Source organism: Dactylosporangium thailandense (assembly GCF_059739745.1).
The window spans coordinates 192,996-214,775 of record NZ_AP029195.1; the positions used below are offsets into that span (position 1 = coordinate 192,996).

Below are 21,780 nucleotides of genomic sequence, written 5' to 3' on the forward strand. Positions count from 1 at the left end.
GTGGTTGCTACCTTCCGCGGGGCATCGCCAGGTCAGATGATCGTGAGGTGGCTGATCTTGGCCTGCTGGTTGGCGTCGATGAGGACGGTGGTGCCGCCGAGGCCGCTGTAGGTGTTGCCGCTGATGGTCAGGGTGTCCAGTTCGGACAGGTAGCGCAGCCCGGTCGGCCACACGACCCGGGTGACGGGGCACTGGCCGCCGACCCAGATGCCGGCCCACGGCGCGGTGGTGATGGTGTTGCCGGTGATGGTGATGGTCGACCCGTCGGTCTGGCCGGACCCCTCGCGGATGCTGTGGATGGCAATCGCGCCTGGGCAGAAGTTCAGCGGTGAGGAGCACGCGTTGGTCACCGTGTTGCCGGTGATGTCGACGCTGTAGATGGGGAACGCGCCGACGCGGCCCACCAGGTAGATTCCGGCCAGCGCGGTGTTGCTGATCTGGTTGTTGCCGACCGTGACGTTGGCGCCGCTGCTGACGCTGATTCCGGCGTGCTCGGCGCTGCCGTCAACCGTGTTGTCGTGGACGCGGACGTATTGCGTCTCGCGGTAGATGACACCGTTCCATCCGATGTGGATGCCGCTGTCGCGGCTGCCGGTGACCGTGCTGCCCGACACCTCCACCTGGCGGCTGGACTCGATCTGGATGCCGTGGTTGCCGGCCGCCTGGCTGTTCATGTTGGTGATCAGAGTCCGGCGGCTGGAGTCGAGCAGGAAGTTCGAGCCGCTGGAGTCGACCAGTGTCGTGTTGGTGATCGAGCAGGTGTCGGTGCCGGAGAAGTTCAGCAGCGCCCGGACGCGGCGCAGCGCCGGCTTGCTGGCCATGCGCAGCTTCACGCGGTCGACCGAACTGTTGGTGCAGTTGACGAAGCGGATGCCGTGGTAGTCGGGGTTGGTGAAGATCAGCTCGCTGGTGTCACCCTGGCCCTTGATGAACAGTTTGTTCCGGTCGAGGATCCCGAGGTGGTGCTGGAGCTTCGTGTTCGGGTATGTCGTGTGGCCGGCGATCGGGTTGATCAGGTATTGGCCGGACGGAATCCAGAGGATGCCGCCGTTGGCCGCGCTGATCGCGTCGAGCGTGGCCTGGAAGGCGGGGCCGTCGTCGGTGACGCCGTCACCGACCGCGCCGTGGTCGCGTACGTTGAAGGATGACAGGCCGGTCGTGGACGGGACGAAAGGTTGGTCCCATGCCGTTTCGTTGCCTGCGGCGCGGATCGTGGCGTAGGTGTCCACGAAGTCGGGCTGGGTGGCCACGACCGTGAAGCCGGTGAAGTGCCCGGAGACCGAGCCCCCGGAGTCGACCACGGCCGCGTTCGTGACGGTATTGTTGCTGGTCCATACGGCTGTGGCCGAGCCGCCGATCTTGACCGCCGGGCCGCCGCTGCCCAGGATCTCGTTGCAGTGAATCTTGAGGTCGTCGATGGTGGAGGTGGGCCGCATGCGGATGCCGGTGCTGCCGGCGTGGCTGAGGACGTTGTCGCCGATGTCGATCTTCGTGGCGGTGATCGTGCTCCAGGAGTCGATGCCGAGCGTGATGTCGAACTCCTGTGAACCGAGGATGGTGTTGTTGAGGATCTTCAGGTCGTCGACGAGGTCGTGCACTGCGATGGCGCCGTGGAAGCCGCTGTTGCCGGTTCGGACCCGGTTGTCCGGGCGCATCTCGAAGTTGCAGCGCATGAGGGTGTTGCCCAGGACGCGTGCCCCGCGCAGAACGGCGTTGGGCCGGGTTGCGATGTTGGTCGTGGAGATGTCGCTGAAGATGCCTGAGGCGAGGGCGGTCTCCACCCAGTTGCCGACGACGGAGTGGTTCGTGCCGCCGAGGGTCATGCCGCGCCCGCCGGCCACGCCGATCACGGTGTTGGACTGGAACAGCACGTTGCTGAAGGCGGCGCTGTTCGGGTTTGTATCGGTGTTCATAAAATTGGCGAAGCCGTCGTCGGTGATGTTCTCGGCCCAGTTGTACGCCGCGACGCAGCCGTTGGCATCGCCGAGGTTGAAGGCGTCCGAGGCGCTGTTGCGGATGACGCTGTCAACGATGTAGCAGTTCGTGCCGTCGGGCATGATGATGCCGGGCTGGCAGTGGTCGACGCTCACCCGAAGCACCTGCACGCTGGTTGGCCGGCGCGTGAGCAACGCGGTCGCGGTGACGCAGTGGCGGGTCATGAGGAACGGCGTCCACTGGAACGCCACGTCGCGGACGGATACGTTGATTGCGTCGTCGAACTCCCAGCCCTGCCCGGAGTCGCGGGGGTTGGTGGTGGAAGCGTTGGCGGGCATGGCGTCGCGCTGGAAGACCAGGACGGAAGCGTCGCCCTCGCCCACGAAGTGGATGTTGTTCAGCTTGGCGGTGCCGCCACGGATCCACCAGCTGGTGGCGCTGCCGGCGGGTGCGGGGAACGTGTAGCGGCCCGGCGGGATGTAGACGATACCGCCGGCGGTGCCCAGCGCGGTGATGGCCGCGTTGAAGGCGGCGACGGTGTTCTGCGGGTGGCTGCCGTCGGCGTATGCGCCGTAGGCCGTCACATCTTTGACAGCCATGGTCGAGTACGGGATGTGCGGCATGTTCTCCAGGCCGGGCCGGTTGTAGAAGCTTGCCGGCAGGTCCTGGATGACGCCGCCGACGAGGTTGCCGAGCGGGGCATCGGCGAAGGCGCGACGAGATCGCGCGGCGGCGGCGATCCCGGCGGCGGCGAGACCGGCCGCGGCGAGGAACGTGCGGCGGCTGAGCCGGTGTGACATCACTGACCTCCAGAAACGAGCGGACGGCGGCACGCTCGGCGTCCGGGCGGACGTCGATCACAAAGGGAGGGTGCGGGATGTGGAAGGGGTGCGATCTCTATGCGGGACTGAAGCGGGCCGCCCAGCCGAGCAGGGCGTGGGCGCGTCCGCAGTCCACCAGGGATGGGTTGGCTCCGCGTCGCGGTATGTCCGGGAACTCGGCCGCGGCACGGATGGTACCGGCGCCGTCCCAGGGGTCGGGCGCCGCGAGGAGGAAGGCGTGGAAGCCTTCGAGATCGGCCGCCAGTGCGGCGTTGACCGCGCTGGTCACGTCACGGAGGTCGATGTATGCGAACAGGTCCGTGCGGCCGGGCCCGGCGGGACGCGTACCGTCCTTGGCGCCGGGCTGGATGACGTAGCAGGGGCGCAGGCTAATGACGGTCAGCCCGTGCTGGTGGGCGTACTGGCGGCAGGCTTCCTCGGACAGATGCTTCGACATCTGGTATGCCGAGACCGGCCGGTGCGGGTGGTCGTCGTCCACCGGCAGGTACTCGGGCCGGCCGGGGCCGACGCAGCCGAGCGCGTTGATGCTCGACATGTATACGACCCGGCGTATGCCCGCCTGCACCGCGGCCTGCAGGAGCGTGCAGGTCCCGGCGACGTTGACCGAGAACGTCTCGTCTTCGTGACCGGTCCGGTCACTGGCCAGACCACCGCAGTGCACGACATCGTCGACGTCCTTCAGGGCGTCGAGCAGCCCGTGCAGGTCCCGTACGTCGCAGCGGACATGCGCGGGCAGCGGCCCGGTGGCCGTCATGTCCAGCGTGGTCACGTTGTATCCGGCCGCGGCCAGCGCAAGCGCGGTGGCGGCGCCGATCATCCCGCTGCCGCCCGTGACGAGAACCCGGCTCATGGCACGACCTCGGCGACGGCGGCAATCATCGGGGAGCCCGAGCGCAGGAAGAAGGCGGCCCGCTGCAGCGGAACGTCGATCGTGACCAACTGGCCGCCCTTGTACTTTTGGCCGGTCCACGGGTCGAGCCACGTCTCGTCGCCGGGAAGCCAGACCTCGCACGTACGCGCCTGGTAGTCCAGGATCGGCACGGCAAGGATGTCCGGGCCGAAGAGGAACTCGTCGTCGACCTCCCATGACGGGGCCTGGTCCAGGTAAGCCAGAAACAGCGGCCGCATCAGCGGAATACCCCGCGCCGTCGAGTCGGCCACCGCCTTGACGCAGTACTCGGCAATCGCCTGGCCGTGATGCGTGGTGTTCGCGACAACTGCGCCGGGACGCAGGCCGGACCGATCGATTCCCTCGAACCCCGCCCCCGCAACCTGCACCAGCCGCAGGGCCGAGGCGTCGACGGCCGCGACGGCGGGTAGCTTCGAGCCGACGTAGACGTCCGCTCCGGCCAGCACCTCGGCCAGGACGTCAGGGCGATACGAGCCGACGAAGTCCCAGGAGACGCCCTCGCCCACCGCCGTCGCGAGATCTCGCGACAGCCGAATCCGCATGGGATCGGCCACGACCAGGTGCACCTTCGCGTCCCCTTCCTGTGACCAGCTCCGTACGCTCGCGTTAAAGTCAGATTAAACTGTCTAGCGCGGAGGCGTGTCAAGGGATCAAACGCTGTCGGACTACGCCGCGAAGAGGCCGCAGTGCACTGTTTGATCAGACTATTACTGGGGAGAAGGGCGATGCGTGCGCGACACCGATGCACCCTCCGGTGACCGGCTGTCCGCGATTGGCCTCCAGCCAAGATCGACGCTTGAGCCTTGACGAGGACCTGATCGTTGATCGGGCGCACTGATCTCGGCAGATCCGGTAACCATGATCAGCTGAGTGGGCTCACCCGGCGTGGCCGTCGGCGATCTTTGGATCGCGCCTCGGATGTGCCGATGTGCGTCCGGTGCGATCTGGACCGCTCCTGTTGATCGCAGTACGGACGTACGTGTCGGCGAAGTGTCATGATCGTCCACAGTGGACACATTTTGCGCGTCCTGCGGGACGGGTGAGCAAAGGGGTCGCTGAGTGGCGTGCCGCCCGTCGAAACCGTGTAACCGCGGGTCAGGACGTCCCGGAGCCGGATTGTCGACGTGCCCGAACGCGCCGGGCGTAGGAGCGAAGCCGCAGGTCAAGGCGCTGCGGGATGACAAACAGTACGCCCGTACGGGACAAAACTCGTGTCGTGAGGCGATCGCCGTATCGGCGAATGTCACAAAAAAGGCCAGCTGAGCTGGCCTTTCGCTACGTCGGGACGGCGGGATTGGCCAGGATGGTGGACGCCTGCTCGGCATCCGTCTCCTTGCCGGCTAACGAGGCTCACAGCAGCGGTGAGACGGGCCTGCCTCTCCGGCAGCGGCGTTGCATCCTCGCGACCCTTGGGTCCGGGCCAGCTGGAGGCCCGGACCGAAGCGTCGCGCCGGTATCAGTCATCCGGGCCGCGCTGGAGCAGCTCAGCGGTGGGGAGGGCCGGGAGCTGGCGCTCGACCTGCCCATCGAGCTGGCCGGGCACGTGACCCAGCACGACGGGCAGGCCCACCCGCAGCCGCTGCGGGACTTCACCCGGCACCCGCGCGAGCGCACCGGGCTCAACCAGGACGAGGTCACCCGCGGGCTGCGGGTCGTCCTCGCGACACTCAGCGGGCTGCCGGACAGCGCGCGGGTGCGGCACGCGCTGGGCCGGCTTCCCGCCGAGTACCGCGAACTGGCCGGAACGGGCGCTTAGGGAAGCAGCGCCTGGTTGGTCGAGAACAGGTTCGTCGGGTCGTAGGAGCGCTTGACCCGCAGCAGGCGGTCGCGATCGGGCTGCGACCAGTTGGCCAGCAGCGCCTCGTGGACCGCGCTGCCCGAGAAGTTCACCAGCCCGCCCGGCACCGTGTCGGCGGCCACCGCGGCCAGGATGTCGGCGCTCACCGCGTCGACATCCGGGGCCAGATCGGGGACGCCGAGGCCGATGACGAACAGCGAGAACGCGGCGTTGCGGCCGCTCACCGCGTTGGGAACGGCGGCCGGGCGGGACAGGGCGCCGCCCATCAGCCGGAGCTCGACCATGACGACCGGGAGGTCGGCGATCTGCGGGCCGGCGACCTCCAGCAGGCGGTCGACCGACTCGGCGGACAGGCCGCCGAGCAGGGCGCCCCGCTCGCGGGACGGCATCGGGTCGACCGGGTCCTCGTGGACGGCGTCGATGGCCCGGTACGGCAGCTCGCCGACGCCGTCGATGACGGCCGGGGCCACGGCCCGCATCGGGGCCAGCAGCTCGGCGCCCTCCTCGGCCGGGCCGAGGTGGGCGAAGCGCAGGTGCACCACGAACGCGCCGCGCAGCGGCTCGGGCAGCTGTGGCAGCGGGGGCAGGCGCAGCGCCGCGATCGACGTGCTCGTGCGCTCGGGCAGGGTGGGGGCCCACTCGCGGTACGCGTGCAGGACCTCGGTGGCGTGGGTCGACGCGAAGTAAATCCCGCCGGCGTACAGCGACGCCACCTCGACCAGGCCGAACTCCATGGCGGTGACGATGCCGAAGTTGCCCTTGCCGCCGCGGACGGCCCAGAAGAGGTCGCTCTCGCGGTCGGCGTCGATCGTGCGGAGCGCGCCGTCGGCGGTGACGATCTCGATCGAGCGGACGTGGTCGGCGGCGAAGCCGTACGCGCGGCCGAGCGGGCCCATGCCGCCGCCCAGCGTGTAGCCGACCACGCCGACGTTCGAGGACGAGCCGTTGAGGGGAGCCAGGCCGTGCGGGGTGACCGCCTCGATCACCTGCGCCCAGCACACGCCGGCGCCGACGCGGGCGGTGCGGGCGGCCGGGTCGACGCTCAGGTGCTGCATGCGGGTGGTGGAGACGAGCACGCAGCTCTCGGCCGGGCGTACCGCGCCGTGGCCGGTCGCCTGGACCGCGACGGCGAGCCCGTGCTGGCCGGCCCAGCGGACCGCGGCGGCCACGTCGGCGGCGCTGGTCGCGCCGACGACGACGTGCGGCTTGTGCTGGTGGGCGGCGTTCCAGGCGAAGATCTCGGCGGGGTACCCCTCGTCGCCCGGCACGAACACCGGGCCGGCGACGGCGGCGGTCAGGTCATCTATCGAAATGTCAGAAAGCGTCATCGAAGAACTGCCCTAGAACAGAGGCTCCCGGGGCGGGGGCCGTGCAGGAGTCACTCTGTGGGGCACCAATTGTGGGCAACTAGGCCGTGACTTGCGCCGCCACCCGCGCGACTTGCGCCTCGCTCGCGGCCACCAGGTGGGCGATGCCGGCCCGGCGGTGCTCGGTCAGGGCCGCCGTCGCGTGCTCGAGCGCCGCGGGAGCGCCGAGCCGGGCGGCCAACTCGGCCAGCACGAAGTGCAGCGTGCCCCACGTCGCGCAGCCGCTCCCGACCGAGGACCACTGGTCGGCGAAGGGCAGGATCTCGTCGTACAACTCCCGCGGGTCCGGCGTTCCCAGCCGCGCCGCCACCAGGCCCCACTGGAACGCGATGAAGGTCCAGGACCAGAGGTGTTCCCGGGTGGTACCCCAGCGGTCGACCAACTCGCGGGCCAGGTCCTCGTCACCGGACTCACAGGCCGCCAGCACCGCGATCGGGCGCAGGAGCTCCAGGAGCGGCTCGTCGGCCGTGCGCACCAGTTCGTCGCGCAGGTCCCCCGGCCGGCCCTGGAAGCGCCGGCTGGTGTGCAGCATGGCGAGGCGGATCCACTGGGTGCCCCAGAGGCTGGTGTGCTGCTGCATCGCGAACGCCTCGTCGACCAGCCGCTCCGCGGTGGCCCAGTCGCCGGCGCCGAGGGCCCGCCCGGCCCGCGCGTACCTGACCTGCGCGCCCAGCACCGGCGTGCGGATCTCCTCGACCAGCCGGACGCACCGGGCGAGATCGGCGTCGAACCCGCCGAGGTCGCCGGCGATCGTCTCCGACATCATGCGGTGGACGCGGGCGGTCACCTCGACGGTCGGCGCGAGCGCCTCGACGGCGAGCAGCTCGTCGACGACCGCGCGGCGCTGCGCCTCCCGCTGCGGCACCCAGGCGGCGACCCAGTAGTTGTTCAGCGTGCGGACCAGCAGGTCGGGGTCGCCGCTCCCGCGGGCCAGGGCGACGGCCCGCGCCGCGTGCTCCTCGCCTTCGGCGCGGTCGGCGCTGTAGTACAACTCGACCGCGAGCGTGCCGAGCAGCATCGCGCGCCGCCGGTCGTCCGCCGGGTCGAGCCGGCTGAGCTGGGCGCGCAGGATGCCGATCATGCGTTCGTCGACGCCGAGGTACGGGCGCCAGTTCCACAGGGTGACGCCGCCGAACAGGGTGGCCGCGTCGATCGCCAGCTCGTCGTCGCCGAGCTGGGTGGCCATGGTGAGCGCCTCGTCGAGGACGGCCCGCGTGCCGGCCACGTCGCCGGCGGCGCGGCGGGCGACGCCGAGCTGGACGAGCAGCCGGCCGCGGTCCTGGCTGGCGCCGGGCCGGGTCGCGCCGAGCGCCGTCTCCAGGTAGCGCGCGGCCTCGTCGTAGGCGAGCTGGGCCATCGCCAGCTCGGCGGCGCGGCGGGCGTGCCGCACGGCCCGGTCGGCGACGCCGAGCGGCGCGGCCATCGTGAAGTGGTGGACGAGCAGCGGCAGCAGGGCTGGGTCCTCGGTGCGTTCGAGGGCCTCGCCGACCTGCTTGTGCAGCCGGGCGCGCTGCAGCCGGCTGAGCCCGCCGTAGACGGTGTCGCGCACGATCGCGTGCGAGAAGCGGTAGTCCCAGGTCCCCGGCACCTCGGTGAGCAGCCCGGCGGCGACGGCCGGCTCCAGGGCCTCCAGCACCGCCTCGTTGGGCCGGTCGGTGCTCGCCTCCAGCACGAGCAGGCTCACGTCGCGGCCGATCACGGCGGCGGCGTGCAGCAGGACCTGGGTGTCGTCGGGCAGCCGGGACACCCGGCGGGAGATGACGTCCCGGACGCTCTCGGGCACGCCGGTGTCCACGACGGCCTGCGCCGAGCCCCAGCCGCCGGGGTGCTCGCTGGCCAGCAGCCGCAGGAGTTCCTTGAGATAGAACGGGTTTCCGCCGGTACGTTCGAGCAGGGCTTCGACCACGTCGGCGCTCGGCCGTCCGCCGAGGTAGTCGGCGACGTCGGCGGCCGTGAACGACCCGAGCCGCAGCCGCTCCGCCCCGCGCTCGTTGGCGAGCAGCGCGAGCGCCTCGCGCAGCGCCGGGTCGGCGTCGCCGGCCTCCGGCCGCAGCGTGGCGAGCAGCAGGATCGGCAGCCGGTGCAGGGCCGGCGCGAGGTGCGCGAGCAGCTGCAGCGACGAGGCGTCGGCGACGTGCAGGTCGTCGACCACGAGGAGCAGCGGCCGCTCGCGGGCGGCCTCCCGCAGCGTCTCGGCCACGGCCTCGTGCAGGTGGAACAGCGCGGCGTCGGGGTCCTGCCGGCGCCACTCGCTCTCGCCCCGCCCGGCGAGCACGTCGCGGAGATGCCGGCGCTCCGGGGTGTCGGGCAGCGCGCGCAGCACCTGCGCCCACGGCCAGAACGCGGGCGTGGCCCCGGACTCGACGCACCGGCTCCAGGCGGTGGCGAGCCCGTGCCGTTCGGCGGTGGCGGCGGCCCACTCGGCCAGCAGGCTCTTCCCGACGCCGGCTTCGCCGACGACGAGCAGGACGCCGCCGCGCCCGGCGCCGGCCTGGTTGATGCGCTCGGCGACGCGCTGCTCCTCGGCCGCCCGCCCGACGAGCGGCTCGACGTCACCGGCCGGCGGCCCTCCAGCGAACGCTGCCCCGCGGCCGGCCGACGGCCCTCGTTCCTCACCCGTGGCCACGCGCCGCGCCTGACCCCCCGCCGCTCCGAAAGCTCGGCTACCTTGGCCTGACATTACCGACTTTTCGGAAATATCCGGTGTGACGGGCGCCCTGCCGGCGGGGTGGAGGTCGGGATCCTGGCGCAGGATGGCCGCCTCCAGCGCCTGGAGGTCGGGGCCTGGTGGGAGTCCCAGCTCGGCGTCCAGCACCTCGCGGGCCCGGCGGTAGGCGGCCAGCGCGTCCGCCTGCCGGCCGTTACGGTACAGCGCGATCATGAGCTGACCCCAGGCCCGTTCGCGGAACGGGTGGCGCTCCAGCAGGCCCTGGGCCGAGGCCGCGGCGCCGGCGAGGCGACCCGTGGCCAGTTGGACCTCGATGAGCTCCTCGACCGCGCTGTCACGCAGCTCGGTCAGCTGCGCCGCCGGCGCGACCGCGAACTCCTCGTCGGCGAAGTCGGCGAACGGCGCGCCGCGCCACTCTCGCAGCGCCTCGGTCAGGGAACGTTCCGCGCGGTCGTAGGCGCCGGAGCGCAGGTCGGCCCGGGCCGCCTCGACGGCCGTCGCGAAGCGCGCGGCGTCGACCTGGGACGGCTCCACGGCGAGCGCGTAGCCCGGGTCGCGGGTGATGAGCACGGCGGGCGGGGTGCGCGGCGGCCGGTCGGGTTCGAGCACCCGGCGCAGCTGGGAGACGTACGCCTGCAGGGTGCCCGTCGCGCTCGACGGCGCCTCGCCGGCCCACAGCCCGTGGACGATCCGGTCCAGCGACACCACCCGGCCGGGATCCACCAGGAGCAGCGCCAGGACGGCGCGCTGCTTGCGGGCGCCGAAATCGAGCGGCTCGCCGGCCGGCGTCCGCACCTCAAGCGGTCCGAGGATCCGGAAGTCGAGCCGCGTCACGCCGCAACCATAACGGCGGTTCAGCGTGATCTCTGTCAGGTATGAGCGGGACCTGCCGGGGCGCCTGTTGACGGGCGTCCCCGGCACGCCCTACGGGGTGACGTCGGCGCTGTCGATCGCCACGTTCCAGCCGAACGAACAAGGCGACGTCTGGGCAGAAACCCTGGAACACCGTGCGCAATACGCCGACCGACCCGCCATCGTCGATCAGGTCACCTGGGAACGCTTCACCAGCGACACGCGCCGGCTCCTGCTCGGCAAAACCCGCGCCCGCGGCGACTGGCACACCGCCTTCGCCGACGCCGGCACGAACCTGCGACGCCTACGTGAAACGGGCCAGCTCACCCGCGGTGTATAGGTGATGGCTGAGTTGCACAGGGTTACCGTCCAGGGCTGGGTGGGCGACCCGGAGGACTGAGACTTGGCGGGCGGTGATCAGGCTGACGCCAGCGAGGGGTGGTGACGGCGTCGTTGGCATTCCGGTGGCGGTGCTGAGCTCGGATGCCCGGCTCGGGGGATCGCGCGAGGCGCACGAATGCGGGCCGCTCCGTCCGACTGATCCCGTCGCCCGTTGGGCTGTGGCGCCGGGCTGTCGTGGAGACTGAAAGCGGGGGGTTTACGGGGAGTATTCATCTGGATCATCTATAAACACTGATGGCTTGAGCCTGTTTTCCCAGCTCAAGCCATCTTCCGTGTCGGGACAGCGGGATTTGAACCGACGACCCCTTGACCCCCAGCATGGTCAGACGGGTTGCGGAGCCTGCCGCCCGGCGAGAGTTGCCAGCTCAGGCCGGTGGAAGCTGCTGGTCTGCGTCGGTGGTCGGCGGTCGTATGAGCAAGATCGTCTCCCGAGATTCTCCCGGCAGCGAAGGTTTAGCCGGATCGCTGACGTGTTGTCACGGCTGTGCGCCGGGCGTTGGCCCGGCGGCGGGCGTCGTGTACTGCCGCGCTCGCGAGTCCATCTCGTACACCAGGCGCAGCAGTTGAGTTGTGAAGGCCAGGGTGTTGAGCGCGCGTTCACGACTGGCCGGCTGCAGGCGGTGGGTCGACTGGTTCCCATGGGAGCGGATCAAGTCCGCCCACGGCTGCATCGGTGGGGTTATGTATCCGGACTGCTTGATGAAGTCGAGGTAGGTGACGAACGACTTGCCTTCCTGATCGCCTTTGTCTACGGCGATGTGCATCAGGATCTTTCGACACATCAGTTCGCAGGATGTATATGCCTCGATTCCTGCCGTCCGGCGGGCTTCGTCGTACGCCTCCGCGACCTCCGCCGGAAGGCCGTCAACGTTCTCGCCGAGCTTGGGGCTGGGGGAGAGGCGGCCGTTGTTCTCAACGATGCCGTTGCCGCATCCCGGACAGCGGATCCAGCGCACACCAGGCGTTTCGTTCACAACGATCGCGATCACGGCCCCAGTGGCGATGCTGCCGCAGTGGGGGCAGGTGAGCGCCCTAAACGCTCGGTCCTGGTACGTGTCGAGGAGCGACACGTTCGATCCATTCGACCCGAAGTGCGCAATGTTGTTGTGGCCAGCCATGGCGGGCAGCCTACTCGCGGCGAAACGGGACGGTCTGAATCGACGGCCTCTTCGTCCCGAATTAAGGGTACGGCGCACGTTGCGCTGCGGATACGTCTATATGTGCTGGTCATGGCGTTGGTCGGGGTCGGTCTCGGTTGGCCTGGTGAGGTCGACGCGAGTGCGTTTGCTCCCCAGTTGCTCCCGGGCTTTCGTGGCTGCGGTCGAGCGAACAACTTCTCCGGTGTGAACAAGGTCAACTCCGTCCGCCTAGCTCGGTCGGATCGCGAAACGCCTGGTCAAAGGGCTGGTCTGCGATGCTCCTTCTGGGGGCGTTTACGTGACCGTCTCCCAGATCTCTTCCAGCCGGCCAACGGCGGAGACGCGAAGCGTCCCGCCAAACCACACCTCCCCTGCATGGCATCCCGTCGCGCAGGCTCGCCCGGCCGGGCCGTGGTCGTCCGCGCCGGACTCGCCGTAGGCGACCGCGAAGCGGCTTGGTCTGGCGTGGGCGGGCGCGGTCTGGCTGCCTTCGGTGCGCGGCGGGAGGCCATGCGGCTACCGCAACCACCCACGGCCGGCATCCCGGAGCGTCGGGTCCAGGGCGGGTTGCCCTGGCCGCCGGAGGCCGATACCCGGGTGCAGGGCCGGAGGCCCTGCCTGCCGGAGGCGACCTGCGGGCCACCCACGCGGCGCCCCGGGTGACGGCTGGGTGACAGGAAATCACCCGTCATCGATCACCCGGTTTCGTGTGACCGTAGAGCCGCAGACGGTTCACCACAGTCGTGTGAGGGCCAACCACCCTGGCCTGAGATAGGAGACGACCCTTGAGGACGACGGAACACACCGAACGACACGACCGCGCACGTACGGAATCGCTGACCTGGCGCGATGAAGCGTTCAGGTGGGCGCCGTACATCGCCCCGATCCTGCTGGCTGCCGCCACGATCATCGGGCTGTTCCTGAAATAGCGATCGGTCAGTCATAGAAGCCCCGGCTCCTCGCGGTGAGGATGTCCGGGGCTTCGGCGTGTCCCGCTCGGGCGAGCGCACCGCCGGGGTGGGCTTGACCCGATTTGACGGACAGGGTCGATGTGTTGATCCTCAAGCTACCTTGAGGGCGGTAAGCGGCCGAACTTTGGTGGGGGTTTCGTAGGCGGCCGGGCTGAGGTAGCCGAGGCTGGAATGCCGGCGGCGAGTGTTGTACCAGCCCTCGATGTACTCGAATATCGCCTGACGGGCAGCGGTGCGGGTGGGCCAGGCCTGGCGGTGGATGAGTTCGGTCTTGATCGTGGCAAAGAACGATTCGGCGACCGCGTTGTCCCAGCACTGACCCCGGCGGCCGACCGAGAGCCGCACCCCGTTCTGGCGGGCGAGGCGGGCATGCTGCGCGCTGGTGTATTGACCGGTTTCAACCGGTCGTTGCAACACCACTGTCCTGAGTGGACGATAACAGCTCGTTGAAGGCTTCGCCAGGCGTCTTCCACTCGAGCGCTTTGCGTGGCCGGCTGTTCAGCGTTGCGGCGACCGCTTCGAGTTCACTGGTGTTCCAGCGGGCGAGGTCTGTGCCTTTGGGGAAGTACTGCCGGAGCAGCCCGTTGGTGTTCTCGTTCGTGCCGCGCTGCCATGGACTGTGCGGGTCGGCGAAGTAGACCTGCACGCCGGTGTCGATCGTCAGCTTCGCGTGCTGGGCGAGTTCTTTGCCGCGGTCCCAGGTGAGCGTGCGGCGCAACTGCTCGGGCAGGGCGGTGATCGTCGCGGCGATCGCTTCGCGGACGGCTTCGGCGCCGTGTCCGGCCAGGGCCGGGCCGTTCTTCGACCGCGCTTCGACGCCCCAACCGTCCATGCGGGGCAGGTGCAGCAGCATGGTGAAGCGGGTGGTTCGTTCCACGAGGGTCCCGATCGCGGACCTGTCCAGCCCGATGATCAGGTCACCTTCCCAGTGTCCGGGCACGGCCCGGTCTTCGACCTCGGCCGGCCGTTGGCTGATCATCACTTCGGGGGTGACCATGCCGTCGCGGCGTTGCCGGGCCCGGGCGCGCGGCACCCGCAGTGCCCGGCCGGTGCGCAGACACGCGACCAGTTCACGCTTGAGCGCGCCCCGGCCCTGAATGAACAGCGATTGGTAGATCGCCTCATGCGAGATGCGCATGGACTCATCATCCGGGAAGTCCAGCTGCAACCGGTTGCTGATCTGTTCCGGGCTCCACGCGGTCGCCCAGCGGCGGTCCTCCCGGCGGGGCTTGTTGCGTCCCTTCCAGGCCCGAGCCCTCGGCCCGGTCACGAGCTCGCCGCCAGGCTGGCGGACGCTGCCGCTCAGGCGCTCTTGGACGTATTCGCGCAGCCGCGGATTCGACACCAGCTTGGCTGTCTTCGGACGCTTGGCCGCCTGCTGTGCCTTCCACTGCGCCACCACAGCCCGATACTCCAGCTTGCCGCCGCGTGTTGCGGCGTTGCGCCGCAACTCACGCGAGATCGTCCCCGCGTCGCGGCCGATCCTGCGGCCGATCTCCCGCACGCCCTTGCCCTGCGCCCGCAGCAGCGCGATCTCCTCCCGTTCGGCGAAGGACAGATAGCGGCCCGAAGGCTCGTCCAGGCTGATCGGCGGCATGCCTCCAGCGTTCCGAAACCAGCGCGCCCCCACCGGCCACGACACGCCAACATCAAGCGCCGCCTCGACCGTCGTGACCCCCGTCGCGATCAGCCGCCAGAACTGCCGCTGCACCGCGCGTGACGGCTCAGGCCGACCCGGCGACCGCATCGGCGCCCGCAACGCCCGGTCCGCCGCCCACTGCCTCCGCGCCCCTTCCGGCACCCGCTCCAGCTTCGTGTTCCTACCCATCGCCCACCTCCGCGATGAAGGTGTTGCGACGATCGGTTGAATTCGCCTTGGCAGCCGCGGTCGGAATGAAAGATGAGCCCGTCGCGGGGCCGGCGGCGGCGCAGCGCGTCGGTCAAGGCGGCGTCGACCAGGTCGGTCTTGAGGTGATCGGCGACGGCCCAGCCCACGACCCGGCGCGACGCGAGGTCGATGACGGTGGCCAGATACAGCCAGCCTTCCCACGTGTTGACGTAGGTGATGTCGCCGCACCATCGAGTGTCGATCGCCGCCGGGTCGACGGTGAAATCCCGGCCGATCAGGTCCGGCCGCGCTGCGGCGGTCAGGTCGGGAATCGTGGTGGCCTGCCACCGGCGTGGGCTCTTGCCCCAGATCCCGGCGGCCCGCATCCGCCGGGCGATGCGTTTACGGCCATGCCGCAGGCCCGCGTCGGCAAGCTCGGCGTGGATCCGCGGCGCCCCGTACGTGCCGTTCGACGCCGCGTGCACCTCGAGAATCTTGATGGTGAGCTGCTCGTCGACCAGCTCGCGGGTGCTGCGCTCATTGCGGGCGTAGTAGGCGGACCGGGAGACCTTCAACAGCTCGCACGCGCGTTTGACGCTGTGTTTGCCGACCTGCTCCGCCTCGATGAACGGATACACGTTCACCGGGTCTCCCTCGCGAAGAAAGCCGTCGCCCGCTTCAGGATGTCGACATCCTGCTGCAGCCGGCGGTTCTCTTGCCGCAACCGCGCCAGCTCCGCGCGCTCATCCGAGGTCAGCCCGTCATCGCGGGTGCCGGCGTCCAGCTCGGCCTGCTTCACCCACTGCCGAACCGCGGTCTCGGTCAGGTCGAAATCCCTGGCTACCTGCCCAACGGTGCGATCCCCGCGCTGACACAACTCGACGATCTCAGCCTTGAACTCCGGCGTGAACGCCCGCCGCGGCCGCGATCGCTTCTTCCCCACGCTCTCCATGATGCTGGACATCCTCCCGGAGACCCCAAGTCTCCTGATCTCGGATGTCCGTCAAAGCGGGTCAGGCCCAGTACGTGCCGACCCAGCGATCCCGTTCATCGGCGACATGAGCGCTCATCCAGGCCTCCACCTGGTCTGCCGAGGGCCTTAGCGTGCCGAAGGTGTACATCAGGTTGTCGGCGGCCAGCGGGGAGACCGTCGCGAATGCCGGCTCGGCGGATACGCCGTAGATCATGTCGATGATGGAGTGGGTTCCCGAGTGCGGCTGTGCTGCGAACAGGGAGTCCGGGTCGGCCGCCACCGGTCTGGACTTGCGTTCCAGCCAATCCTCAACGATGGCGTCGTAGCGCTCGGGGTTGGTGTCGCGTGGGGCGAGGCTGTCCCGGAATTCGGCTTCCGTCAGGTCCAGGTCGGGGTCGTGGGCCTGGCGGTAGTAGTCGCCCCGCTCGTAGACCTGCTGCCGAAGCTGCTGAAGCGCGGCGTTGACATCGGGTTGGTAGTCCACGGTGTACCACCATGCAGACGAACCCATCAGCGCGCTCCTTCCAGAGTTCCAACACCAGTGATCTTTCCACGCGACCCGGCGGACTCGGTCGGGAGCCGGAATCCGGTGTACGGCGTTGCCGCTGTGGGCGCTCGGTAGCTGGGAATGATGTCACCGATCGTGATTGGCTCGATGAACGGCCTCCGTGGACCACGGATCCGGTGAGGGCCGGGCGGCGATGTCCAGGACCGATACGCTTCAGAGGCCGCTGATCTGGCCGTCGTCGGCGAACGCCTCGACCGCGGCCAGCAGTCTCTCGAGAAAGTCGTCCAGATCGTCGACGACCCCGGTCACCCCCGGGTGCGCACATCCATCCAGCCGATACACCGTGCCGACACCATCCACCGCCATGGCGTACGTCGCGCCGCCGCCGTCGCTGCCGAAGACGACCACGTCGACATCCTCCGCGAACGGCTCACCGATGCGATCCGCACGCCCGTCGTGGATGTACTGCGGCCCGAACATGAAGTAGCCGTTGGCAATGTCAGGCAGCGAGACCTCGCCCACCCACCGACACACTGCGACCAGATCGTCGGGCACGCACGGCACACGCGACCGAAGCGCGACCAGGTCCGCCTCCGACGCCGGCGGTCCCACCGTCTGCGCTCCCGGCTGGAACGGGTACGTCGCCAGCACGTCGCGCAACGCCCGCGCCACCGCGGCCTGCATCGACGTACTCCAGCTGACCAGCCGCTGCTCGTCCAACACGCCGCCTCCAAACTGACGGCAGTCAGGCCGCCGGACCAGACCAGGAGCAGATGGACCGACCTGCGCCCAGACCCCGCACACGATCAGGATGGCAGACCATAGCCCCGGCCGTTCGACTGTGCAGCTTCAGCGGCAGGGCCACCACCGTCCAGTGGGCCGTCGAGCTGGACGGCGGATTGATCCTCTCCTCGGCGCGATTGCCGTGATCATGAGGGTCGTTGGCTGGCTCCCGGTGTGGGCGGTGCTGCCGGTCCGAGACCTCGTGTGTGGACCCACCACCGTGCGTAGGCGGCTGCGGCTTCGGGTTCGATGCGTGGGAGCCGGTCGTGTGGGTCGTGCTCGTCGCGGAGGCGATATCCGGCGCCTGCGGTGCCGTGGTGTTCGTCGTAGGTGCAGTTCTGGCCTGGGTACCGGCGGATGCGGTTCATGACGCCGGGCATGCGGCGTTCGTGCCAGTCGCCGACTGGTCCGGGGTCGGGGCTCTGGTAGGCGTCGGTCCAGGCGTCGCGGAGCCAGAGGAGTTCTTCGACCACTTCGCCGTGCAGCATCCAGCATGGCGGCAGGGCTTCGCGGGCGGCTGTGTAGCGGACCAGGACGTCGGCGATCCAGGTGGTCAGGTCGGTGAGCAGGGTGACGGCATGGTCGGTGTCGGCGGTGAACCAGCTGGGGCGTGGTGACCCAGTGGGCCGGGCGCGCCCGGGTTCGCCGAGGCGTTCGCTGAGGGCGGTGACGTCGGCGGCGATGCCGGCCAGGCTGTTGACGGCTTCCACGACGGACGCGAGCCGCCGTTCGACGTCCTGCAGCCGGGCGCGAAGCTGGGCGATGTCGTCGTTCTGGCTCATGGTGACCAGACGACTTTTCCGTCGTCGCTGGTGGTGACTTGGCCGTCGACGGAGAACGGGATGGTCTGGCTGATCGGTGTCCAGTGGCGGGGTTCGAGGATGTCCGTTGACCAGTCGTAGCTCACGATCGCCTCGCCTTCCGTGACGGTTTTGACGGGGACGGGGCGGCTGTTGCCGGGTGTGAGTTCCAGTTGGGGGTAGCGCGTGATGTGCCAGGTGACGTTGCGGGTGATGGTGTAGCGTTCGTCGGCTGCGAACGGGCAGTCGTGCCAGGTGAGCAGCGCTGGGTCGGTGTCGGGTCGGAAGCTGTTTTGCGCGGCGCAGGCGTCGATGCGGGCTTTGACCTGCCGGTTGACTTCGGCGGCGACATGGTCGCGTAGGCGTGCGGCTGGGCTGATCTTCGTTTCTGGTCCGGTCCCGCCGACGGTCAGGGTGATCGGGTCGGCGGTGTACAGGGGGTCGTCGGGGACGGTGATGGTGTAGACGCCGGGGAGCGCCCACACACGTCCGGTGAACGTGCGGTCGGCGCCAACCGGTGTGGTCTGCGCGGTGGTGACGGTTGCGGCGGCGATCCGCACCTTCGGCAGTTGCGCGCTGTCCACGATCACCGGCCAGCCGGGCGCGGCGATGATGGTCCAGTCGTGGAACCAGCCGGTCCGGCCGAGTCCGATGACGTCGTCGAAAGACTTGCCGCCAGCCTGGTAGCGCACGTGGACGGCGGCGTGGGCGCGGTCCGGCAGCCGGGTGGGTTCCGACGGTGTGCCGCCGCCGTAGTCGACGTCGTTGATCTGCAGGCCGGTCGGCGGCGTGTAGCCGCTGTCGAGGGCGCCCGGATTACACAGCGGGCCGTAGCGGCAGTTCGCCAGGTGCTGCACGGCCGTGGTGTCCTTGGCCGTGAGCGCGGCGAAGAACGCGCCTACCACTCGCTCCGGCGGGTACAGGGCCCGGTCGGACACGAGCGCCGCCAGATAGCCCAGGACGAGGGCCAGCACGAGCCCGCCGCCGATGAACAGCCGCAGCCGGAGCCGGCGGCGGTCGCGGGGTGCGTCGGGCGGCTCGGCCACCACCAGCGGGCGTTCCACCGCAGGTAGAGCCGACGCCGACGGCCCGCCGACCTCAACTTCGGACCCGGCCGGGTGCAGCGGCTGGCCGCAGGCGCGGCAGAAGCGGGCCTGCGGCCGGGCCGGAGCGGCGCAGTGCGGGCAGCTCGACGCCGGCACAGGCAGGTTCACGACGTCACCTGGGCCTGGGTCGGGGCCGGCCCAGACAGGGCGCGGTAGGGCTCCATGAGGCCGGCGGGGCGGGTTTCGACCAGCAGCGGCGGGTCGGAGCGGTAGAACAGCCAGGCGTGCAGGGGTGGGAGTTGCTGGATCGCCTCGATGGGCAGGGCCGGCCGGTAGAGGGCGCTGACGGAGTACGGCCGGCCGGTGTCGTCGTCGCCGGTCAGCCCGCCGGCCGGGCGGGGGCCGCGCATCATGGCGGTGTTGGTGGTGCCGCCGGCGTAGTAGGTGACCTGCGGGTCGCGGGCCTCGCCGGCCCAGCTGGAGACGTTGCGCAGGTCCTCGCCGTTGCTCATGCCGCCGTAGATGAGCTTGGCGGTGGTGGCGGCGAGGATCGCCTGTTGTTCGTCGGCGCCGTAGCGGGCGCGCAGCTGGGCGAGGGACTGCACCGCCCACATCGTCACGATCCCGCGGCCGCCGCCCTCGCTGACCAGGCTCGGCAGGCTGCGCAGCGGGGCGATGTTGGCGACCTCGTCGAGGGCGAGCAGGAGCGGGTCGGCGAGCCGGCCGCCGGGGGAGCGGGCGGCGAGCTCGGCGGCCCGTTGGGCGATCGAGTCCACCAGGCCGACGATGAGCGGGGCGATCGCGTCCTGGTGATGTGACGGGCCGACGATGAACAGGGTCGAGCCGGTGAGCAGGAACTGGTCAAGGTCGAGGTCGGTGACGGCGGTCGAGGCCAGGACCGTCGGTTCGGCGGTGGCGTCGAGGCAGTTGCGGGCCACGGAGAAGAAGCCGCCCCGTTCGCGTTCGCCGATGTGTTCGACGGCCTGCAGGTCGTCGGCCCAGCCGCGGGCGGTGGTTTTGCTGTGGCGCAGGATGTCGGCGGCGGTGCGCACATCCTGCTGGGCCAGCCAGCGGCGGACCTGGGTGAGGTCGGCCCCGGCCAGCGCGGCGGCGTGGAAGACGCCACGTAGCAGGACCGCGGCGCCGGCCCGCCAGTGCTCGCCGTCGGAGATGCCCCGCGAGGCGACCGCCGTCATCGCCGCGACGCGCCGGTAGCACACCGCCGGGTCGGCGCATCCGGCCAGCGGCGACCAACGCAGCCCCGTGATGCCGGGCTCCGAGCCGAACGGATCGTAGACGTGGACGCGGCCGCCGCGCCCGGCGGCGAGGTGCCCGCGCCAGCCGGCGCAGAAGCGCAGCAGGTCGCCGCGGGTCGACGTGGCGACGACCGGGCCGGCCCAGTTCATGAGGGCCGGGATGATGAGGCCGGAGGTTTTGCCGTAGCGGGGCGGGCCGACGATGCCGACGGAGTCCTCGGGGCTGGACCAGCAGCGGCGCAGGCCGTCGGCGGGGTCCAGGCCGAGGTAGACCTGGTGGCGCGGCTCGACCCGCAACGGTGGCAGCGGCGGTTGGGTCATGGCGTTCACCGGTCCCGTTCGACGGTCGACACCGCCGGCCGGGCCGGCATGGTGATGCGGGCCGGCCCGTCGTCACGCAGCGGGTAGGTTCGGCCTGGCTCCTCGATCGCCTCGAGCCGCAGTTCGGTCGGCGGGTGCGTGGCCAGGATCGCGGCGTCCCAGCCGGAGCGTTCGCCGTCGAAGGAGTGGCGCAGGTAGCTCAGGGCCTGGTGGAGCCCGGTGCGGTAGCCGGCCCGTGCGGCCGCTGCGTCGGCGCGGTATTCGGCGGAGCGCCATGCCGAGGCCTGGATCGGGATGACGAGGTACCGCACGGTGACGATCACGGACCAGAACACGAACCGGATCAGGTAGTGCAGCGGCCGGTTGCGCACCGCCCGGGTGAGCCGGGTGGCGATCTCGTACAGCAGGTATAGCGGCAGCGTCACTCCTTTGGCCCAGGCCAGGGCGATGGCGTCGCCGTCGCGCCAGTGCGCCAGTTCGTGGGCGATGACCGCGGACACCTGGCCCCGGTCGTGGTCGAGCTGTTCGAGCAGGCCCTGGTTGACCACGATGTGGCGGATGCCCGCGGACGCGTTGGCCTCCCGCCGGTCGTCGATGAGGATGTGCGGCAGTGAACGCAGTCCAAGCCGGTCGGCGACCTCGTGCACCATCGGCATCAGCCACGCCGCCTCACGCCGCGACAGCCGGCGCGCCCCGGAGATCCGCAGCCGCAGCGGCTCGGTCGCCACCGACCACAGCAGGTACAGCACGCCCACAAATACGGCGACCACCACTTGGCCGATCGCGAACGACACCGGCCAGAGCGCGTCGGAGGCGTACATCCGCTTCCACGGCTCGGCGAAGGCCATCACGCCCAACGTCCAGGCGCCGTTGAGGCCGCCGACGATCGCACCCACGATGCCGCCGATCTGTATGCTCGCGCTGGGCAGCAGCTTGCCGGCGCTGAACGGCAGCGGCAGTACCCACTGCAGCAGCCGATCGACGCGGGCGACGATCTGCGGGCCGAGGAACGAGCCGTGGAACAGACCCACCAACGCGCCGATCACGGCACCGGCCACGGCCATCATGACGGTAAACGGCACGTTGAACCAGGCCCCGACGATGCCCGCCGCGGTGCCCCGCAGGTTGCGCAGCACGATCGCCCCGACCCAGGCACGGGCGCCCGGACCACGGCCCAGTTGGACGGCGGGCGTCATCAGGGCCCGCATCCACTCGCCCGCCGCCGGCGCCCGCTGGGCCGGCAGCACCGGGACGGGTTCGGCCGGCGCACCACAGCGGGGACAGGCCGCCACCCCGGGCGGCAGCAACTGCCCGCACTGATCGCAGTACATGCAACCTCCCCCTCGGCACGCACCGGCCTCGATATAGCAGGACGTCAGCC

Annotated in this window: 18 protein-coding genes and 1 pseudogene; 3 read left to right on the forward strand and 16 right to left on the reverse strand. The window is 70.2% G+C overall.

Features of this window, described 5'->3' with window-relative positions:
- Nucleotides 1-32: 32 nt before the first annotated feature.
- From AC6JBM_RS00770 to AC6JBM_RS00780, 3 genes are all read right to left on the reverse strand, one after another.
- Nucleotides 33-2,735, reverse strand: a complete 2,703-nt coding sequence (locus AC6JBM_RS00770; RefSeq protein WP_497981673.1) for a glycosyl hydrolase family 28-related protein — start codon at nucleotides 2,733-2,735, stop codon at nucleotides 33-35.
- 97 nt (nucleotides 2,736-2,832) lie between these two features.
- Nucleotides 2,833-3,627 carry an NAD-dependent epimerase/dehydratase family protein gene (locus AC6JBM_RS00775; RefSeq protein ID WP_350624350.1) on the reverse strand — a complete coding sequence of 265 codons (795 nt, stop codon included), beginning with the start codon at nucleotides 3,625-3,627 and terminating at the stop codon, nucleotides 2,833-2,835.
- Nucleotides 3,624-4,241 (reverse strand): glycoside hydrolase family 31 family protein, encoded by a 618-nt coding sequence (locus tag AC6JBM_RS00780; protein ID WP_497981674.1) that lies wholly within the window; start codon nucleotides 4,239-4,241, stop codon nucleotides 3,624-3,626. Before AC6JBM_RS00780 ends, AC6JBM_RS00775 begins: the two co-directional genes overlap by 4 nt.
- Nucleotides 4,242-4,990: 749 nt before the next feature.
- Between AC6JBM_RS00780 and AC6JBM_RS00785 the strand changes: the two genes are divergently transcribed.
- A complete protein-coding gene (locus tag AC6JBM_RS00785) occupies nucleotides 4,991-5,443 on the forward strand; it encodes a DUF2267 domain-containing protein (RefSeq protein WP_497981675.1) in 453 nt (150 codons plus the stop codon).
- Here AC6JBM_RS00785 and AC6JBM_RS00790 read toward each other — a convergent pair.
- Together AC6JBM_RS00790 and AC6JBM_RS00795 are read right to left on the reverse strand one after the other, a co-directional pair.
- Nucleotides 5,440-6,813 (reverse strand): FAD-binding oxidoreductase, encoded by a 1,374-nt coding sequence (locus tag AC6JBM_RS00790; RefSeq protein WP_497981676.1) that lies wholly within the window; start codon nucleotides 6,811-6,813, stop codon nucleotides 5,440-5,442. The genes AC6JBM_RS00785 and AC6JBM_RS00790 overlap by 4 nt on opposite strands.
- Nucleotides 6,814-6,892: 79 nt before the next feature.
- Entirely contained in the window at nucleotides 6,893-10,354 is a 3,462-nt protein-coding gene (locus tag AC6JBM_RS00795; protein WP_497981677.1) for an ATP-binding protein, read from the reverse strand.
- Nucleotides 10,355-10,379: 25 nt separating this feature from the next.
- Between AC6JBM_RS00795 and AC6JBM_RS00800 the strand changes: the two genes are divergently transcribed.
- On the forward strand, nucleotides 10,380-10,712 hold the full coding sequence (locus AC6JBM_RS00800; protein WP_497981678.1) for a hypothetical protein: 333 nt from the start codon (nucleotides 10,380-10,382) through the stop codon (nucleotides 10,710-10,712).
- Nucleotides 10,713-11,250: 538 nt separating this feature from the next.
- On the opposite strand, the gene AC6JBM_RS00805 is transcribed toward AC6JBM_RS00800, so the two are convergent.
- Nucleotides 11,251-11,892: a DUF4145 domain-containing protein gene (locus AC6JBM_RS00805; protein ID WP_497981679.1), complete on the reverse strand. Its 642-nt coding sequence runs from the start codon at nucleotides 11,890-11,892 to the stop codon at nucleotides 11,251-11,253.
- 806 nt (nucleotides 11,893-12,698) lie between these two features.
- On the opposite strand from AC6JBM_RS00805, the gene AC6JBM_RS00810 reads away from it, so the two are divergent.
- Nucleotides 12,699-12,842 carry a hypothetical protein gene (locus AC6JBM_RS00810; RefSeq protein ID WP_497981680.1) on the forward strand — a complete coding sequence of 48 codons (144 nt, stop codon included), beginning with the start codon at nucleotides 12,699-12,701 and terminating at the stop codon, nucleotides 12,840-12,842.
- Nucleotides 12,843-12,974: 132 nt separating this feature from the next.
- Here the strand turns inward: AC6JBM_RS00810 and AC6JBM_RS00815 are convergent.
- From AC6JBM_RS00815 to AC6JBM_RS00860, 10 genes and pseudogenes are all read right to left on the reverse strand, one after another.
- Nucleotides 12,975-13,271: pseudogene (locus AC6JBM_RS00815) on the reverse strand (integrase core domain-containing protein); the annotation flags it as partial.
- A 10-nt stretch (nucleotides 13,272-13,281) separates the two neighbouring features.
- Nucleotides 13,282-14,631 (reverse strand): IS30 family transposase, encoded by a 1,350-nt coding sequence (locus tag AC6JBM_RS00820; RefSeq protein ID WP_497986495.1) that lies wholly within the window; start codon nucleotides 14,629-14,631, stop codon nucleotides 13,282-13,284.
- A complete protein-coding gene (locus AC6JBM_RS00825) occupies nucleotides 14,571-15,356 on the reverse strand; it encodes an IS3 family transposase (RefSeq protein WP_497981681.1) in 786 nt (261 codons plus the stop codon). The genes AC6JBM_RS00820 and AC6JBM_RS00825 overlap by 61 nt, the downstream gene beginning before the upstream one ends.
- Nucleotides 15,353-15,676 carry a transposase gene (locus tag AC6JBM_RS00830; RefSeq protein WP_497981682.1) on the reverse strand — a complete coding sequence of 108 codons (324 nt, stop codon included), beginning with the start codon at nucleotides 15,674-15,676 and terminating at the stop codon, nucleotides 15,353-15,355. The genes AC6JBM_RS00825 and AC6JBM_RS00830 overlap by 4 nt, the downstream gene beginning before the upstream one ends.
- A gap of 49 nt (nucleotides 15,677-15,725) precedes the next feature.
- Nucleotides 15,726-16,169: a hypothetical protein gene (locus AC6JBM_RS00835; protein WP_497981683.1), complete on the reverse strand. Its 444-nt coding sequence runs from the start codon at nucleotides 16,167-16,169 to the stop codon at nucleotides 15,726-15,728.
- Nucleotides 16,170-16,406: 237 nt separating this feature from the next.
- Complete coding sequence (locus AC6JBM_RS00840; RefSeq protein WP_497981684.1) at nucleotides 16,407-16,916, reverse strand: SMI1/KNR4 family protein; 510 nt, start codon at nucleotides 16,914-16,916, stop codon at nucleotides 16,407-16,409.
- A 206-nt stretch (nucleotides 16,917-17,122) separates the two neighbouring features.
- Nucleotides 17,123-17,758, reverse strand: coding sequence for a hypothetical protein (locus AC6JBM_RS00845; protein WP_497981685.1), 636 nt, complete (start codon nucleotides 17,756-17,758; stop codon nucleotides 17,123-17,125).
- Nucleotides 17,755-18,990 carry a zinc ribbon domain-containing protein gene (locus AC6JBM_RS00850; RefSeq protein ID WP_497981686.1) on the reverse strand — a complete coding sequence of 412 codons (1,236 nt, stop codon included), beginning with the start codon at nucleotides 18,988-18,990 and terminating at the stop codon, nucleotides 17,755-17,757. The genes AC6JBM_RS00845 and AC6JBM_RS00850 overlap by 4 nt, the downstream gene beginning before the upstream one ends.
- A complete protein-coding gene (locus tag AC6JBM_RS00855) occupies nucleotides 18,987-20,399 on the reverse strand; it encodes a type IV secretory system conjugative DNA transfer family protein (protein WP_497981687.1) in 1,413 nt (470 codons plus the stop codon). Before AC6JBM_RS00855 ends, AC6JBM_RS00850 begins: the two co-directional genes overlap by 4 nt.
- A 5-nt stretch (nucleotides 20,400-20,404) precedes the next feature.
- Nucleotides 20,405-21,730, reverse strand: coding sequence for a M48 family metalloprotease (locus tag AC6JBM_RS00860; protein ID WP_497981688.1), 1,326 nt, complete (start codon nucleotides 21,728-21,730; stop codon nucleotides 20,405-20,407).
- Between the last annotated feature and the right edge of the window lie 50 nt (nucleotides 21,731-21,780).

Bases quoted from the DNA above. Each gene is read 5' to 3' on its own strand.
- AC6JBM_RS00790 (WP_497981676.1), bottom strand. From the start codon at position 6,813: ATGACGCTTTCTGACATTTCGATAGATGACCTGACCGCCGCCGTCGCC.
- AC6JBM_RS00805 (WP_497981679.1), bottom strand. From the start codon at position 11,892: ATGGCTGGCCACAACAACATTGCGCACTTCGGGTCGAATGGATCGAAC.
- AC6JBM_RS00855 (WP_497981687.1), bottom strand. From the start codon at position 20,399: ATGACCCAACCGCCGCTGCCACCGTTGCGGGTCGAGCCGCGCCACCAG.
- AC6JBM_RS00845 (WP_497981685.1), bottom strand. From the start codon at position 17,758: ATGAGCCAGAACGACGACATCGCCCAGCTTCGCGCCCGGCTGCAGGAC.
- AC6JBM_RS00820 (WP_497986495.1), bottom strand. From the start codon at position 14,631: ATGCGGTCGCCGGGTCGGCCTGAGCCGTCACGCGCGGTGCAGCGGCAG.
- AC6JBM_RS00830 (WP_497981682.1), bottom strand. From the start codon at position 15,676: ATGTCCAGCATCATGGAGAGCGTGGGGAAGAAGCGATCGCGGCCGCGG.
- AC6JBM_RS00785 (WP_497981675.1), top strand. From the start codon at position 4,991: ATGGTGGACGCCTGCTCGGCATCCGTCTCCTTGCCGGCTAACGAGGCT.
- AC6JBM_RS00770 (WP_497981673.1), bottom strand. From the start codon at position 2,735: ATGTCACACCGGCTCAGCCGCCGCACGTTCCTCGCCGCGGCCGGTCTC.
- AC6JBM_RS00860 (WP_497981688.1), bottom strand. From the start codon at position 21,730: ATGTACTGCGATCAGTGCGGGCAGTTGCTGCCGCCCGGGGTGGCGGCC.
- AC6JBM_RS00775 (WP_350624350.1), bottom strand. From the start codon at position 3,627: ATGAGCCGGGTTCTCGTCACGGGCGGCAGCGGGATGATCGGCGCCGCC.